Here is a 15,860-nt window from a genome sequence, read left to right as displayed (position 1 = left end):
AGTCACCAGTGCCCGGTTGTCAGCCAACCAAGTTTGGTAATAATCAACGCAAATACCGGAATGGCCGCCGTCAGGCTGTCGATCCGGTCCATGATGCCACCGTGACCGGGTAATAGCTGACTACTGTCCTTGATGCCTCGGTGCCTCTTGAGCATGCTTTCCAGCAGATCGCCCAACACTGAAACAAGACCCGTGGCGAGGCTGGCAAGAATTAGCAGCGAGGTCTGAACCGTCCCCGCCGAAGCCAGCCAGCTGACAACCAGGGCAAAAACCCCGACGGCCATCAGGCCGCCCCAGACGCCTGCCCATGATTTGCCTGGACTGACACGGGGCGCCAATTTTGCCTTACCAAACGCCCGACCGGCGAAGTAAGCACCGATATCGGCAACCCACACCACACAGAATACGTAGAGGATGAGCAGCAGGTTGTTGGTACTGTCACCAAACTGGAAACCGCCGGTTCGCAGGTGATTAAGGCCCACCCACGCCGGCACCAGAACGAACAGCCCCATGACGGCTCTTGCGGGGAGACTGCCCCATTTTTCGGAGCCGGCGGGATAACCGCGAACCAAAAGAAAGCAAACGCCCCACCAGAGCAACGATAACCAGAGGACCGCCACAAACGGAACGTTCAGCAGACCGTAGAGAATGATAGCGGTGGCCAGTGCGTAGCCAACCCGACCGGCAGGACTCTCAATACCGGACATGTTCGCCCACTCCCAGGCGCCCAGGGTAATGATGGCACCGGTAAAGAGCGCAAAACCCAGGGGCGGGAGGAAAAAGATCCCGCCAATGGCGATAGGAGCGAGGATCAGTGCGGTGATAATTCGGGTTTTTAACACGGTTGACGTCGCTATCGTTCGTTATTGTTGTACAGCCTTGGCCGCTATCTGATCATCCGTCTGGCCAAAGCGACGCTGTCGGCCGGCATAGGCCTGCAGGGCCTTGAGCATCTCTTCCTGCTGGAAGTCAGGCCAATACACCGGTGAAAAGTAAAGCTCTGTGTAAGCCAGGTGCCAAAGCATGAAGTTGCTGATTCTTTGCTCACCGGCGGTACGAATCATCAGGTCCGGCATTGGCAGGTCACCGATGCTGAGGTGCTGCTGAATCAGGTCATCGGTGATGTCAGAGGGTGCCAACTGCCCGGAACGGACCTGCTCGGCCACCTTGCGTGTGGCCTGCGTGATATCCCAGTGACCACCATAGTTGGCGGCAATTACCAGGGTCATCCGGGAGTTGTTGCGGGTCAGCTCTTCAGCCGCCTCCATGTGTTCACGCAGTGAAGCGCTGAACGCTGACCGATCACCGATAATGCGCAGGCGGATATCGTTCCGGTGAAGTTTGCGAACCTCGCGCTCAAGGGCGAACAGGAACAGCTTCATGAGCGCGGACACTTCGTCCTTGGGCCGCCGCCAGTTCTCGCTGGAAAAGGCAAACAGCGTGAGCACTTCCACGCCTTCACGGGCACAGGTTTCCACCACTGCCCTGACCGCATCGACACCGGCCTTGTGCCCAGCCACTCCCTTAAGCCGACGGGCCTTGGCCCATCGATTGTTCCCGTCCATGATGATGGCCACATGCCGGGGCCGACTGTCTGCCGACACCGGAATCTCTGCGGATACAGTTCCCGTCATGAAATCCCCTGTGCGGCCGGAGCGCCTCGGTGCTTCGGCCTTTCAATTCGCGTGCAAGTAGGTCCGGACGGTTAAACCGCCATCAGGTCCTCTTCTTTGGCCTTGAGCATCTTCTCGACTTCTGCAATGTAGCGGTCAGTCAGCTTCTGGATATCGTCCTCGCCCTTGCGCTCGTCGTCTTCGGTGATTTCCTTTTCCTTCAGCAGATCCTTGATCATGCTGTTCGCGTCACGACGCGCATTACGGATGGAAACACGACCGTGCTCGGCGTCTGCTTTTGCCTGCTTGACCATTTCCTTACGGGTTTCTTCTGTCAGCATGGGCATCGGGATACGGATGATATCGCCGCTGGTCGCCGGGTTCAGGCCAAGGTCTGATGCCATGATAGCTTTCTCGATGGTCGGCATCAGGTTTTTCTCCCAGGGAGAGACCGTCAGCGTGCGGTTATCCTCGACGTTGACGCTAGCCACCTGCTTCAGCGGCGTCTCCTGGCCGTAGTAGTTCACCATGACACTATCCAGGATAGAGGGGTGGGCACGGCCGGTGCGGATCTTGTTGAACGCGGAGTTAAGGGACTCCAGGCTCTTTTTCATTTTCTTTTCGGCTTCTGCTTTGATGTCGTTGATCACTTCAGCATCCTCAATTCGTTCGTCATGTCATTCTGTAATCTGGCGCCACGATCCTGTGGGGCCGGGACAGCGATTCATTCGATCAGTGTACCTTCTTTCTCGCCAGTTACGATGCGAGTAAGGGCGCCGGCACGGTTCATATCGAACACCCGCAGCGGCATGCCGTGGTCACGGGCGAGACAGATGGCTGTCAAATCCATCACACCCAGTTTCTTGTCCAGAACCTCATCATAGGTGAGGTAGTCGTATTTCTCTGCACTGCTGTCGAGGTGCGGATCCGCTGAGTATACGCCATCCACTTTCGTAGCCTTCAGCACCGCGTCGGCCTCGATCTCAATGCCACGCAGACATGCAGCGGAATCGGTCGTGAAGAAAGGGTTACCGGTACCGGCGCAGAAGATCACGACATCGCCATCCTTCAGATCCCGTACCGCGCGACGGCGGTCGTAGTGCTCCACGATGCCGCTCATGGGGATCGCGGACATCACACGGGTCCGGATGTTCGAACGTTCCAGGGCATCACGCATGGCCAGACCGTTCATCACGGTGGCCAGCATGCCCATATGATCACCGGTAACCCGATCCATGCCGGCCGCATTCAGGGCTGCGCCACGGAACAGGTTGCCGCCACCAATCACCAGACCAACCTGCACGCCGATGCCAATCAGCGCACCGATTTCCAGTGCCATGCGGTCAAGAACTTTGGGATCAATACCGAAATCGTGCTCTCCCATCAGGGCCTCGCCACTGAGTTTGAGCAGAACACGCTTGTATCTGGGCTGGGTTTTCGATGATGTCGGCATGATGATCCCCTTGTCGTCTGTTGGCTGCTATCCGGCGTGGTACCCGTTGCAGGCTTGTATCTGACATACTCCTCATAAAAAGGGGTATCTCAGATACAAGCCCGCCACGAGAGCCGGGAATTCCCGGCTAACGTGGCAGACTCAGGTGATACAGTGGCTCAAAGCCCGCTGCATCGAACGAAGGATCAGGCCTTGCCTGTGCCGGCTGCAGCAGCAACCTCGGCAGCAAAGTCCACTTCTTCCTTCTCAATGCCTTCACCCACTTCCAGACGAACGAAGCCAACCAGCTCGCCGCCGTTGGACTTGATCAGCTCGCCCACGGTCTGGTCCGGGTTCTTGACGAAAGGCTGCTCAACAAGGCTGTTCTCCTTGAGGAACTTCTTGATGCGGCCACCCATCATCTTTTCGACGATCTCGGCAGGCTTGCCTTCCATATCCGGCTGGGCCTTGATCACATCCTTCTCTCTTTCGAGTTCTTCAGCCGGCATATCTTCCGGCTTGCCGACACGCGGGTTAACCGCAGCTGCGTGCATGGCGATGTCACGGGCAACTTCAGGATCACCGGCAGTCAGGGCGACAACCGAAGCGATCTTGTTGTTGCTGTGGACGTATCCACCAACAACCGGGCCTTCAACCTTGACGACACGACGAACAGTAATGTTCTCGCCGATTTTCTGAACCAGCGCTTCACGCTTGGATTCCAGATCGCCTTCCATCAGCTTGGCTACGTCGGTTTCGCCATTTTCAAACGCAACGTTCAGCACGTCGTTGGCAAAGTTCAGGAAGTTGTCATCGCGAGCAACAAAGTCGGTCTCGGAGTTCACTTCCAGAATAAAGGCAACGGTGTTGTCGTCAGAGATCTTGATCAGTGAAGCGCCTTCAGCGGCGGTACGGCCGGCTTTCTTGGCAGCTTTCAGACCGGATGACTTGCGCAGCTCTTCGATCGCAGCGTCAACGCTGCCTTCGGCTTCAACAAGTGCCTTCTTGCATTCCATCATGCCAAGGCCGGTACGCTCACGCAGCTCTTTGACCATTGCAGCGGTAATTGCAGCCATGTTCAATCCTCTCAACTGTTCCGAATTCGGTGGGGCGGTGTGCCTCGGAAAACACCGGGCACACCTTACATCTAAAACGTGAAGGTAAAACGTTACTCAGCGGCTGGAGCAGCGCCTTCAGCGTCTTCGCTGACTTCAACAAACTCGTCAGCACCGGCACCAGCAGACTGGGCTGCTTCCATGCAGGTATCAGCAACGGCTTTCACGTAAATCTGGATCGCACGGATAGCGTCATCGTTGCCCGGGATCACGTAATCGACACCGTCGGGATCACTGTTGGTATCCACAACACCGATGACAGGAATACCAAGCTTGTTGGCTTCCTTGATGGCGATACGCTCGTGGTCAACGTCAATCACGAACATCGCGTCCGGCAGGCCGCCCATGTCCTTGATACCACCAATGGAGCGCTCGAGGCGGTCCATTTCACGGGTACGATCCAGTGCTTCTTTCTTGGTCAGCTTGTCAAAAGTACCGTCCTGACTCTGGGTTTCCAGGTCACGGTAGCGACGGATAGACTGACGGATGGTCTTGTAGTTGGTCAGCATGCCACCGAGCCAGCGGTGGTTAACGAACGGCTGACCGGCACGCTCGGCTTCTTCCTTGATAATCTTGGCCGCGGCACGCTTGGTACCAACGAACAGGATCTTGTTCTTGTTCTCTGCCAGCTGCTGAACAAACTTCAGCGCGTCGTTCATGGCAGGAACAGTCTGCTCAAGGTTGATGATATGAATCTTGTTACGGGCGCCGAAGATGAACTTCGACATTTTCGGGTTCCAGTAGCGGGTCTGGTGACCGAAGTGAGCACCTGCCTTAAGCAGGTCACGCATATTTACCTGAGCCATGATAGTTACCTTTTTAGCTTCGGGTTAGTCCTCCACGTATCCGATTACCCCAACCTGACTCCTTTAAAAGCAGGAGCAGGCACCCTAGGATAACGTGCCGACACGTGTGTGAATTTGCTGGATTCGTTTCCAGCGGGCGCGTTTATACCATATTCGCCCCGACAAACGCCATTATTTTTGACGGCGAGCTTCCTTGTACCCGGGCAGCAGGCCCCTTAAAATGCCGGTTTGGCACAAACAACGGGAAACCCAATGCAGGTATCGATCAAGACACCGGAAGAAATTGAAAAGATGCGCGTCGCTGGCCGCCTGGCGGCCGAAGTGCTCGAGATGATCGGCGATCACGTCAAGCCCGGCGTTTCCACCGAAGAGCTCGACCGGATTTGCCACGACTATATTGTCAACGAGCAAAAGTGCATTCCGGCACCGCTCAACTACAAGGGGTTTCCGAAGTCCATCTGCACGTCGGTCAACCACGTTATCTGCCATGGCATCCCGTCTGAGAAGAAAATCCTCAAAGATGGAGACATCCTTAATATCGATGTCACCGTAATAAAGGATGGCTACCACGGCGACACCAGCAAGATGTGGATTGTCGGCAAGCCGAAACCTGGCACCGAGCGGCTGATCCAGATAACACAGGAATGCCTCTATAAAGGCATTGAGCTGGTCAAGCCGGGAACCCGTCTGGGGGATATTGGGCATGTGATTCAGCAGCACGCCGAGAAACACCGCTATTCCGTGGTTCGAGATTACTGTGGCCATGGCATCGGCGCAGTATTCCACGAGGAGCCTCAGGTAATGCATTACGGCAAACCCGGCACCGGTCTGGAGCTGCAGGAAGGTATGACGTTTACAATTGAGCCGATGATCAACCAGGGCAAGTACCAGACCAAGCTTCTGCCGGATGGCTGGACCGTCGTGACCAAGGACCACAAACTCTCTGCACAATGGGAGCACACCATCCTTGTGACGGCGGACGGTCATGAGGTCTTGACCAAGCGAAAGGAAGAGTCCTTCTAAGTGGACCAAAGCGAGCTGGAATCCCGCATCAGTAATGACCCATCTCCGGTTACGGCGGCCCGGGAGCTGTTAAAGGGCAGGTATGACGCCGATGCCGAGGCCTTTCGACAAGGCGCCGATGTGCGCGCCCTTGTCCGCTCCCGGGCTGACACGGTCGACACAGTTCTCAGATTGATCTGGAACCGCTACCCCTTTTCCGATTCACCGGACATTGCCCTGATCGCCGTCGGCGGCTATGGACGGGGTGAGCTGCACCCGCATTCGGACATCGACCTGCTCATTCTCACCCGTGCCGGCATCGAAGACAGCTGGCACGAAGACCTGGGCGCGTTTGTTACCCTGCTGTGGGATCTCAGGCTGGATATCGGCCACAGTGTTCGCAGCATCGAGGAAAGCAAGACAGCCGCCCGCGAAGACATCACCATACTGACCAACCTGCTGGAAACGCGCACGATTGCCGGCCCGGATGAACTCCGGTCAGATCTGAGCGAGCAAGTCTATTCCGATGATGTCAGCACCGACCGCGACTACTTTATTGCGAAGCGTGAGGAGCAGCAGCAACGGCATCAGAAATACGGCGATACCGAATACAACCTGGAACCAAACGTGAAGGGTTCCCCGGGCGCCCTGCGGGACATACAGACGATCGGCTGGATTACCAAGCGACATTTCGGACTGCAGAACATCGCTGACCTGACCCGCTTCAGCATTCTTACCGAGGAAGAGCATCAGATTCTGTTCCAGGGTGAAACCTTCCTCTGGCAACTGCGATACGGCCTGCAGCTGCTCGCTGACCGGAATGAAAACCGGCTGCTGTTCGATCATCAGCGAGCCCTGGCCCAGATGCTCGGTTATAGAGATGAAGGTAAGCGGCTCGGCGTCGAATTGATGATGCAGGCCTACTATCGCACCGTCCTGGCCCTCGCCGAACTGGCGGATGTGATTCTGCAGTATTACGACGAAGCGATTCTGGGTAGCCCATCGGAAGACGCCATCCAGCCCATCAACAAGCGTTTCCAGATTCGTAACTACTATATTGAAGCGGTCAACAACCAGGTCTTCGCCTACGCGCCCTATGCCATCATGGAAATCTTCGTTCTGATGGCTCAGCACCCTGAGATCAAGGGCATCCGGGCCACGACGATCCGGTCGCTTCGGGCCCACCGGCATTTAATCGATGATGCGTTCCGATCTGATCTGGCGGTGACTACCCTGTTCATGGAGCTGCTCAGAACGCCCCATGCCCTGGATCAGACGCTGTCTGCCATGAAGAAGTACAACGTGCTCGGGCGCTATCTCCCGGAGTTTGGCCAGATCATTGGCCAGATGCAGCACGACCTTTTCCACATTTACACCGTGGATGCCCACACCATGCGGGTCATCCGCAACATGGTAAGGCTTGGCGGCTCGGAAGCCCGAACCGAGTATCCGCTGGCATCTCGCCTGATTCACCGGCTGCCGAAACTGGAAACTCTCTACATTGCGGGCATTTACCATGATGTGGCCAAAGGCCGGGGTGGCGATCACTCGGAACTGGGTGCCATCGACGCCGAGGCCTTCTGCCAGCGGCATCACCTGAGCGAACGGGACACCCAGCTGATTTCCTGGCTGGTGGAAAACCACCTGCTGATGTCCATGACAGCCCAGCGCAAAGACATCTCCGACCCGGACATTATCCACGGGTTTGCCAGGGCAGTGCCGAGCCAGGCGCACCTGGATTACCTGTACGTTCTAACTGTGTGCGACATCAGCGCTACCAATCCGAAGCTGTGGAACACGTGGCGGGCCTCGCTGTTGCGCCAACTCTATATCGAGGCAAAACGGGCTTTGCGTCGGGGCACTGAAACGCCCATCGACCGACAGGAATGGGTTCGCGCTACCCAGTCGGAAGCCCGGGAAATCCTGCATGCCCAGAACATGACCGATGAACAGATCGACGCCATCTGGGACACCGTGGACGAAGACTATTTCCTCCAGGACTCGACCGTGGACATCGCCTGGCAGACTGCTGCCATCATCAGACACGGCGACAATACGGACCCGCTGGTGCTGATTCGAGACACGCGGGGCGGCCCGACGGACGGCTACTCCCAGATCATTATCTACATGAAGGACCGGGTTGCCCTGTTCGCTGCGACAACGGCGGTCCTAGAACAGCTGAACCTGAACATCGTGGACGCGCGCATCAGCTCAAGCGAGGGGCCCTACTCGATCAGTTCCTATGTGGTACTTGATGAGAAGGGACAGCCTCTGGGAATCGACCCTGCGAGAAAAGAGCGAGTGCGTTTGCGCCTGATCGAAGAGCTGGACGACCCGGATGACTATCCGGACATCATCCACCGGCGCACGCCACGCCAGCTCAAGCATTTCGCTTTCCCAACGGAAGTGACGTTCTCGAATGACACCATCAACCAGCGCACCGTAATGGAAGTGATCACGCCCGACCGCCCGGGGCTTCTGGCCCGCATCGGCCAGGTGCTGCTGGAGCACCGGGTACGCCTGAGCAACGCCAAGATTGCCACCCTGGGCGAGCGCGTGGAGGACGTTTTCTTCGTGACGGACGAACACGGCGAGCCCATCCGGGAGCTGGCGGTATGCCAGGCCCTGCAGCAAGATCTCTGTAAAATGCTGGACGACATTCAATGAATCCGAACCTGGACAGACTTCATCCCTACCCTTTTGAAAAGCTTGCCAAACTGAAGGCAGGCATCAGCGTGCCCGATCATCTCCGGCCGATTTCCCTGGGGATTGGAGAGCCGAAGCACCCTTCGCCCGATTTCGTCAAACAGGTCATTGCGAACAATCTGGACAAGCTTGCCAATTACCCCACCACCCGGGGTACGGATGAACTTCGCGAGGCCATCAGTGGCTGGGCAACCCGCCGATTCAATCTGAAGGCCGGCAGCCTCAGCGCGGCGAACAACATCGTGCCGGTAAACGGCACACGTGAAGCCATCTTTTCCCTGGTTCAGGCTGTCGTGGATGCCACCAAGCCTGCCACCGTAGTCAGCCCCAATCCGTTTTATCAGGTTTACGAGGGAGCCGCCTTCCTTGCAGGCGCGACGCCCGTATACATCCCCTGCGATGGCTCAAATGGCTTCATTCCCGATTTTGATTCAGTGCCCGAATCCATCTGGCAAGAATGCCAGATACTGTTTCTGTGCTCCCCGGGCAATCCCAGTGGTGCTGTTATCTCCCGGGAGGCGCTGACCAGGGTGATAGCCCTGGCCGACAAACACGACTTTATCGTTGCTTCCGACGAATGCTACTCCGAACTCTATCCGGAGGAAGGCAACGCGCCGGAAGGCCTCCTGCAAACCTGCGCCGCCATTGGCCGGGATGACTACGCCCGCTGCGTGGTGTTCCACAGCCTGTCCAAACGCAGCAACCTGCCCGGCCTGCGATCGGGTTTCGTAGCCGGGGATGCAAACATTCTTGACGGCTACCTGAAGTACCGCACCTATCACGGCTGCGCCATGCCGATCCACAATCAGCTGGCGAGCATCGCCGCCTGGAGCGACGAGGACCACGTTCGGGAGAATCGTGCAGCGTACCGCGCCAAATTTGAGGCAGTGGTCCCGATCCTCCGGGAAGTTATGGATGTTGATTTTCCGGATGCCGGGTTTTACCTGTGGCCGATAACTCCGATGGACGATGAAACGTTTGCCCGGGAGCTCTCGGCGCAACAGAACGTGCACGTGTTGCCTGGGCGATATCTTTCCCGAACCGTGGATGGCCATAACCCCGGAGAAAACCGTGTCCGGATGGCCCTGGTCGCCCCGCTGGAAGAGTGCGTAGAGGCAGCGGAACGCATTGTTGAATTTGTTAAGGCGAACAAGCCATGAAACTGTACGGCATCAAAAACTGCGACACCGTAAAGAAGGCCCGGAAGTGGCTGGACGAACAAGGTATCGACTACGAATTCCACGACTTCAAGAAGGATGGCCTGCAGAGTGAGTTGCTGTTCCGCTGGGAGCAGGCGGTCGGATGGGAAACCCTGCTGAACCGCCGTGGCACCACCTGGCGCAAACTTCCGGAGGACGTTCGTGATACCATTGACGCCCAAAGCGCTTACGAGATCATGCTGGAGAATCCATCCATTATTAAGCGCCCCGTTGTCGAAAACGGCGGTGATGTGCGCGTAGGTTTCAGTGCAGACGAATGGTCCGCATGGCTGGCCTGAATCTCGGGCAAACCAGATCCAAACTTTAATTTCAGGGGTCTTGAGGCATTGCCCTGCCCCCACATTCAAAACAGGAGCAACCATCAGATGAGCTTTGCATTCGGTATCGGTATCGGCACCCAGAACAACCAGGGCGAGTGGCTGGAAGTGTTTTACCAGCAGCCGGTCATGACACCCGATAACACCCTGATGGACGTCATCTCCAACGCCCTTGATTACAAGGGTGGCAACCAGGCGATCAGCGCGACCGCCGAGCAGCTCAGCCAGCTCGCCAACGCCTTGCGTCAGATCGGCCAGACAGGCCAGGCATCACTGGCGGACAAAGCGGCCGCCAGCAAGCGCCCGGTGGTTGTCACAGTACTCGAAACAGATGACACCGCGTCCAGCACCCCGGAGGTTTACCTCAAGCTTCACCTGATTTCTCATCGCATGGCCAAACCCCACGGATTGAAGCTGGACGGCATTTTTGGCCTGCTGCCGAATCTGGCCTGGACCAGCGAAGGCGCGATCGATCTGAACGAACTGTCCGACCGCCAGCTTCAGGCTCGCCTGGAAGGCCGCACACTGGAAGTCAAATCCGTGGATAAATTCCCGCAGATGACCGATTACGTGGTACCGAAAGGTGTCCGCATTGCCGATACCGCCCGGGTTCGCCTTGGCGCCTATGTGGGTGAAGGCACCACGGTCATGCACGAAGGGTTTATCAACTTCAACGCCGGCACCGAAGGCACCAGCATGATCGAGGGCCGTATTTCCGCCGGCGTCATGGTTGGCAAGGGGTCTGATCTGGGCGGTGGCTGCTCCACCATGGGCACCCTTTCCGGTGGAGGCAACATCATCATTGCCGTTGGCGAGAACTGCCTGATCGGCGCCAACGCCGGTATCGGCATCCCGCTGGGCGACCGTTGCAAGGTTGAGGCCGGGCTGTACATCACCGCCGGCACCAAGGTTGCGCTGCTCGACGACAACAACGAGTTGGTTGAGGTGATCAAGGCCCGCGATCTGGCCAACCAGACAGACCTGCTTTTCCGCCGTAACAGCCAAACTGGCGCGGTGGAGTGCAAAACCAACAAGTCTGCCATCGAGCTGAATGAAGAGCTGCATGCAAACAACTGATTCCCCGACCCTCGAACTTGCCGTTGATCTGATCCGCCGGCCGTCTGTCACGCCAGACGATGCCGGCTGTCAGGAACTGATGATGTCGCGCCTTGCGCCTCTGGGCTTCACCGGCGAGAACCTGCGCTTTGGCGATACCGATAACCTCTGGGCCCGAAAGGGCTCCGAGGGGCCGGTACTGGCCTTTGCCGGCCATACCGATGTGGTACCAACCGGGCCGGAAAAGAACTGGTCGCACCCACCCTTTGATCCCGTGATCAGGGATGGCTACCTTCTCGGCCGTGGCGCCGCGGACATGAAGGGCAGCCTGGCAGCCTTCGTAACTGCCTGCGAGCGCTTCGTTGCAAGCTACCCGGACCATCGGGGTTCCATAGCCCTGCTGATTACCAGTGACGAAGAGGGGCCAGCCCAACACGGCACGGTCAAAGTGGTGGAAACTCTCGAAGCCAGGAACGAAAAGATCGACTGGTGCCTGATTGGCGAGCCGTCCAGCACCCGAGAAGTGGGTGATGTGATCAAGAATGGTCGACGGGGCTCTCTGCATGGTTACCTGACCGTGCATGGGGTTCAGGGCCACGTAGCCTATCCGCACCTGGCCGAGAACCCGGTTCACCTGGTTGCGCCTGCCCTGGATGCGCTGGCAAAGGAGTTCTGGGATAACGGCAACGACTTCTTCCCGCCAACCACCTTCCAGATCACCAAGCTGGAGGCCGGTACGGGCAGCAACATTATTCCCGGTGAATGCCTGGTGCACTTCAACTTCCGCTACTGCACGGAAAACACTGCAGAAAGTCTGGAGGAACGGGTGGTAGCCATCCTGGACCGCCACAACCTGAAATACGATCTGCAGTGGCACCTCAGTGGCCGTCCGTTCCTGACGGACAAGGGCGCACTCGTGTCTGCCAGCCAGAGCGCCATTCGCACGGTGACAGGCCGGGAAACCGAACTTTCAACCTCCGGCGGCACCTCGGATGGTCGCTTCATTGCACCTACCGGCGCGCAGGTGGTCGAACTTGGCCCCATCAATGCGACCATTCACAAAGTGGATGAGTGCGTAAAGGCCGACGATTTGAATACCCTGTCTGAAATCTACGAACAGATTCTGATCGAACTGCTGGCATAAAAGCGGGAACCGGAATCCAACGAAAAGGGATCAGATGAAACCTTCATCCGATCCCTTTTTTAATGTGCCATTATCAATAATGAGGGGGAGGTGTTTCGTCCTGCTCTGACTTGATATTGGACGGTGAAACATCTTTCAACTGTTTGTGCAGCAGCCGCTTGGCCTCCCACAACTCACGGATATCCATTTCCTGCTTGGCAATTTGTTCGCTCAGGGTATTGATAACGTCGTCCTGAAAGGCCAGCCGCGTTTCCAGCTCGTCCAGTCGGGTTTCCAGATCGTTCTGGCTCATCGGGTATTGGTGCTCCCCTGGGTAGTTCTCTCTAGAATGTGATCGATGACACTGCTTATTCCGTTGCTTGGTCAGCGCTCGGGATAATCTGGTATCATGCCGCTTTTGCCCGCCAGCACTCCCGTTTTTCGGGGTACTGTCGGTTTTCACCGGCCGGATGTGCGATTTTACCCGATATCCGGTTTTTATCGTTAGCGTTACAAGAATGGAGAAATTTCAGTCAATGCGTAATCCATCCAAAGCGATCCTTTTTTCTCTCCTGATCGCCATCCCCGCACCGCTGGTGCTTGCCCTGTTGCTGTCTTTTACACCAGAGCCTCTGCGCCTGATCGCTGCAGGTCAGCTTATTGAGGCCCTCGGTAGCACTCGTGGCATCGCAGCCTACATTATTACGCTGATCGTTTTCGGCATTGCGGGCTTCCTGGCCATTGCGCTTTCAGTCAAGAAACCGGCCGAACAGCAAAGCCCAACCCGGCCGAGCAACCGTGCCCCCAGCCAGAACCACAATGATGACGATGATGATGGCTATGACGAAAGCAGCCCTGAGGGTGATGAAGAAGGCACCGTAAAGTGGTTCAACGTCAAGAAAGGCTTCGGCTTTATCGTGCGTGACAGCGGTGACGAGGTATTTGTTCACTTCCGGGCGATTCGTGGCCGTGGGCGCCGGGTCCTGCGACAGGGTCAACTGGTCCGCTTCAATGTTGTGGAGGCAGACAAAGGCCTTCAGGCCGACAACGTATCCATCCTGAGCGATTGAATCGCCCACTGAAAACAAAGAGGCAGCCCAAGGGCTGCCTCTTTCAGTTCCAGACGACCTGTTGCTCGCCCCGGTGGTCCAGACGCCACCATTTCTCATCCTCTACCGGCTCGCCCTCTTTCCAGTCTCCCGGACTGCAGCGAATCTCGGTATCCATGGCACGCCATGCGCTTCGGGCGCAGTCCAGATCACTGTTCCAGGGTACCCGAGGCCCCTCAATCACCAGAGAGGTAAAACGCTTGCCGAACGCGCCGGGATAAAGCGATATTCGAACCCTGTCACCTTCATAGCGCGCGAAGCCCTTGATCACGCTCGCTACGTCACTGTCATTCAGTTCCAGTTGGTCCACATGGTTTTCAAGCCACCCGGAAACCGCCCCCGGCTCCAGATCACGAATGTATATTTCCAGATCCTGCACCCGCTGAATCTCCATCCTGCTGATTACAATGCAGCACATAGTGAACCGGCCCGGGTCCCGCTGCAACCCGCCGCTCCAGTTCCCGACGCAAATCTTCATTACAGAGCTGACGCAACGTGCCGGCCGCTTGTCGTTCGTGCCAGGCCACTTCCGCTGCCACCCGGTGGAGCTGTATCTCTCTCAACGACGTTTCAATATCTTCGAGCGGCTCCTTGCGTGCAAGCGCCACCAGAGACTGGCGCCTCAGTGTGTCTGCCTGTCCTGAAAGAGCGACCGCATCGCCTGGACCTCTGCGGGCAAAGAGATTTAGCCTTGCAGCCGCCCGCTCAAGCCACTGAAGCATTCCCCCCGGCGTGCTGACGCAACGGCTTTGGCGAGAGGCGACAAACCGGATCACCGAGCGGGGAATCTGGATATTCCATTGCTTCTCGATGGCGGCCTGATGTGCCGTTAAAATGGCCTGACGCTGGACCACGCTCGTAACAGGCATGTCAAAGATGTCGAGGCTCCGGCCCAGGCGATGCTGAAGTGAGACAGCTGAACGGCTTTCTGTGGGCTCGTCAGGACCCAGCAAAAGTATTGGGCCCGCCCACTGGAGCACGAGCGCTGACGCCAGCCCATCAGGGAGATCCATCAGCGCAACCAGGTCTGCAGGCGAGACATTGTCCAGCACAAGCACCGGCCAGCGTGAGCCGCTCTCTCCTGGAGCACTTTCCAAAGTGCGCTGGGGCAGGACCGGAAGATCACTGGCCATAATCTCCGCTTCACGCCTGAGATCCAACTCGACGTAATCCTGCTCCAGTGCTGGGAGCAACGATTGCAGCCAGGCGGTCTTGCCCGACCCACGTTCGCCACGCACCCAGATCATGGCGGACGAAGACGCCGAGAGACTGATCGCGACATCTTCAGCCAGCTCAACCCATGCCGAATCGGCCACTACCACAGGTGCTCTCTGGAATTGATCGATCGGCGCCGGTTCCCGCTCATCGGAAGGATCCGGCCAGCGAGTAACAAGCTCAAAAACCGCCACATAGGCTTTTTGCTGCAACCGGTCCGCGTGCCGAACGAGCGCCTCCAGCAGGTGCGACCAACCAAGCCATGGCGAATCGCTGGCTTCCCGGGCCGCCGCAAACCAATACATCAGCTGGGAAGATAATTGCCCCTCCCCACCAACTTCCGTCACGATCGGTTGTTCGCACTGAATGGTGCGGGTAAGCTCATCCATATCCACGCCGCAGCCGCGCAGAAAGCGGGCAATAGCAGGCGCGGAGTCCAGAAGAGCAAGCAGGTAGTCTTCAGCGGTAATCACCGAGCCGCCCCTGCGCTCAACGCTCTCCCGGGCTCGTAATAATGCGGTCTGGCACTGGGGATCCAGGCATCCTTGCCAATCGTCCATCAAACTTCTCCATGTTCTGAATGCATCGTCCTGATGCGAACGCCATATTGCGGGCGGCCATTATAGCATTTCCGACGCTTCGCAGCGGCCCGCCCAAACACTTACCAGGTTCCGGTGTTTTCCATGCTGGCCCAGGGCTCTTTCGGTGGCAGCGCATCGCCTTTCTGCAGCAGCTCGATAGAAATATTATCCGGGGTGCGGATAAAAGCCATATGTCCATCACGGGGCGGACGATTAATCGTTACACCATTGGCTTTGAGGTGCTCACACAGCGCATAAATGTCATCGACGCGGTAGGCGAGATGGCCAAAATTCCGACCGCCCGTATATTCCTCAGGGTCCCAGTTGTAGGTGAGCTCGATCATCGGCGCCCTGTCTTCACGGGCCCGCGCCTCGTCGTCGGGTGCAGCCAGAAACACCAGGGTGAATCGACCTTTGTCGCTGCTTTTGCGACTGATCTCGACCATTCCCAGCAGGTCGCAAAAGAAATGGAGGGTCTCGTCCAGGTTGCTTACCCGGATCATCGTGTGAAGATATTGCATGAAGCCTCCTTCAGAACTGTATGGATCATCGTGCCTTGGGGACA

Annotated in this window: 17 protein-coding genes; 7 read left to right on the top strand and 10 right to left on the bottom strand. The window is 57.3% G+C overall.

What is annotated here, in order from left to right:
* Positions 1-2: 2 nt before the first annotated feature.
* The 6 genes from HP15_RS05840 to rpsB form a co-directional block, all read right to left on the bottom strand.
* Complete coding sequence (locus tag HP15_RS05840; protein ID WP_014576632.1) at positions 3-842, bottom strand: phosphatidate cytidylyltransferase; 840 nt, start codon at positions 840-842, stop codon at positions 3-5.
* Positions 843-863: 21 nt separating this feature from the next.
* A complete protein-coding gene (uppS, locus tag HP15_RS05835) occupies positions 864-1,634 on the bottom strand; it encodes a polyprenyl diphosphate synthase (RefSeq protein WP_014576631.1) in 771 nt (256 codons plus the stop codon).
* A gap of 71 nt (positions 1,635-1,705) precedes the next feature.
* Complete coding sequence (gene frr / locus HP15_RS05830) at positions 1,706-2,263, bottom strand: ribosome recycling factor (protein ID WP_008170376.1); 558 nt, start codon at positions 2,261-2,263, stop codon at positions 1,706-1,708.
* A 74-nt stretch (positions 2,264-2,337) separates the two neighbouring features.
* On the bottom strand, positions 2,338-3,066 hold the full coding sequence (gene pyrH / locus HP15_RS05825) for a UMP kinase (protein WP_008170379.1): 729 nt from the start codon (positions 3,064-3,066) through the stop codon (positions 2,338-2,340).
* A 185-nt stretch (positions 3,067-3,251) separates the two neighbouring features.
* The gene (gene tsf, locus HP15_RS05820) at positions 3,252-4,121 is read right to left on the bottom strand and encodes a translation elongation factor Ts (RefSeq protein WP_008170381.1); all 870 of its coding nucleotides are present in this window, start codon (positions 4,119-4,121) and stop codon (positions 3,252-3,254) included.
* A gap of 92 nt (positions 4,122-4,213) precedes the next feature.
* Positions 4,214-4,966 (bottom strand): 30S ribosomal protein S2, encoded by a 753-nt coding sequence (rpsB, locus tag HP15_RS05815; protein WP_008170383.1) that lies wholly within the window; start codon positions 4,964-4,966, stop codon positions 4,214-4,216.
* 252 nt (positions 4,967-5,218) lie between these two features.
* Between rpsB and map the strand changes: the two genes are divergently transcribed.
* The 6 genes from map (at position 5,219) to dapE (ending at position 12,411) form a co-directional block, all read left to right on the top strand.
* Positions 5,219-5,989, top strand: a complete 771-nt coding sequence (gene map / locus HP15_RS05810; protein WP_008170385.1) for a type I methionyl aminopeptidase — start codon at positions 5,219-5,221, stop codon at positions 5,987-5,989.
* Positions 5,990-8,635, top strand: a complete 2,646-nt coding sequence (locus HP15_RS05805) for a [protein-PII] uridylyltransferase (protein WP_014576628.1) — start codon at positions 5,990-5,992, stop codon at positions 8,633-8,635.
* Positions 8,632-9,834: a succinyldiaminopimelate transaminase gene (dapC, locus tag HP15_RS05800; RefSeq protein ID WP_014576627.1), complete on the top strand. Its 1,203-nt coding sequence runs from the start codon at positions 8,632-8,634 to the stop codon at positions 9,832-9,834. Before HP15_RS05805 ends, dapC begins: the two co-directional genes overlap by 4 nt.
* Positions 9,831-10,172, top strand: a complete 342-nt coding sequence (locus HP15_RS05795; protein WP_014576626.1) for an ArsC family reductase — start codon at positions 9,831-9,833, stop codon at positions 10,170-10,172. Before dapC ends, HP15_RS05795 begins: the two co-directional genes overlap by 4 nt.
* Positions 10,173-10,259: 87 nt before the next feature.
* The gene (gene dapD, locus HP15_RS05790) at positions 10,260-11,288 is read left to right on the top strand and encodes a 2,3,4,5-tetrahydropyridine-2,6-dicarboxylate N-succinyltransferase (RefSeq protein WP_008170392.1); all 1,029 of its coding nucleotides are present in this window, start codon (positions 10,260-10,262) and stop codon (positions 11,286-11,288) included.
* The gene (dapE, locus tag HP15_RS05785; RefSeq protein WP_014576625.1) at positions 11,275-12,411 is read left to right on the top strand and encodes a succinyl-diaminopimelate desuccinylase; all 1,137 of its coding nucleotides are present in this window, start codon (positions 11,275-11,277) and stop codon (positions 12,409-12,411) included. The genes dapD and dapE overlap by 14 nt, the downstream gene beginning before the upstream one ends.
* Before the next feature lie 73 nt (positions 12,412-12,484).
* On the opposite strand, the gene HP15_RS05780 is transcribed toward dapE, so the two are convergent.
* Positions 12,485-12,703: a SlyX family protein gene (locus tag HP15_RS05780; RefSeq protein WP_014576624.1), complete on the bottom strand. Its 219-nt coding sequence runs from the start codon at positions 12,701-12,703 to the stop codon at positions 12,485-12,487.
* A gap of 223 nt (positions 12,704-12,926) precedes the next feature.
* Between HP15_RS05780 and HP15_RS22990 the strand changes: the two genes are divergently transcribed.
* Positions 12,927-13,460: a cold-shock protein gene (locus HP15_RS22990; RefSeq protein ID WP_041645132.1), complete on the top strand. Its 534-nt coding sequence runs from the start codon at positions 12,927-12,929 to the stop codon at positions 13,458-13,460.
* Positions 13,461-13,503: 43 nt separating this feature from the next.
* On the opposite strand, the gene HP15_RS05770 is transcribed toward HP15_RS22990, so the two are convergent.
* From HP15_RS05770 to HP15_RS05760, 3 genes are all read right to left on the bottom strand, one after another.
* Entirely contained in the window at positions 13,504-13,878 is a 375-nt protein-coding gene (locus HP15_RS05770; protein WP_014576622.1) for a hypothetical protein, read from the bottom strand.
* Positions 13,850-15,274, bottom strand: coding sequence for a hypothetical protein (locus tag HP15_RS05765; RefSeq protein ID WP_014576621.1), 1,425 nt, complete (start codon positions 15,272-15,274; stop codon positions 13,850-13,852). Before HP15_RS05765 ends, HP15_RS05770 begins: the two co-directional genes overlap by 29 nt.
* Before the next feature lie 101 nt (positions 15,275-15,375).
* Positions 15,376-15,816 carry a VOC family protein gene (locus HP15_RS05760; protein ID WP_041645131.1) on the bottom strand — a complete coding sequence of 147 codons (441 nt, stop codon included), beginning with the start codon at positions 15,814-15,816 and terminating at the stop codon, positions 15,376-15,378.
* Between the last annotated feature and the right edge of the window lie 44 nt (positions 15,817-15,860).

The organism is Marinobacter adhaerens HP15 (genome assembly GCF_000166295.1).
GTDB classification, from domain to species: domain Bacteria; phylum Pseudomonadota; class Gammaproteobacteria; order Pseudomonadales; family Oleiphilaceae; genus Marinobacter; species Marinobacter adhaerens.
The sequence above is the reverse complement of the archived record's forward strand: the minus strand, read 5'-3'. Positions and strand labels throughout refer to the sequence as shown.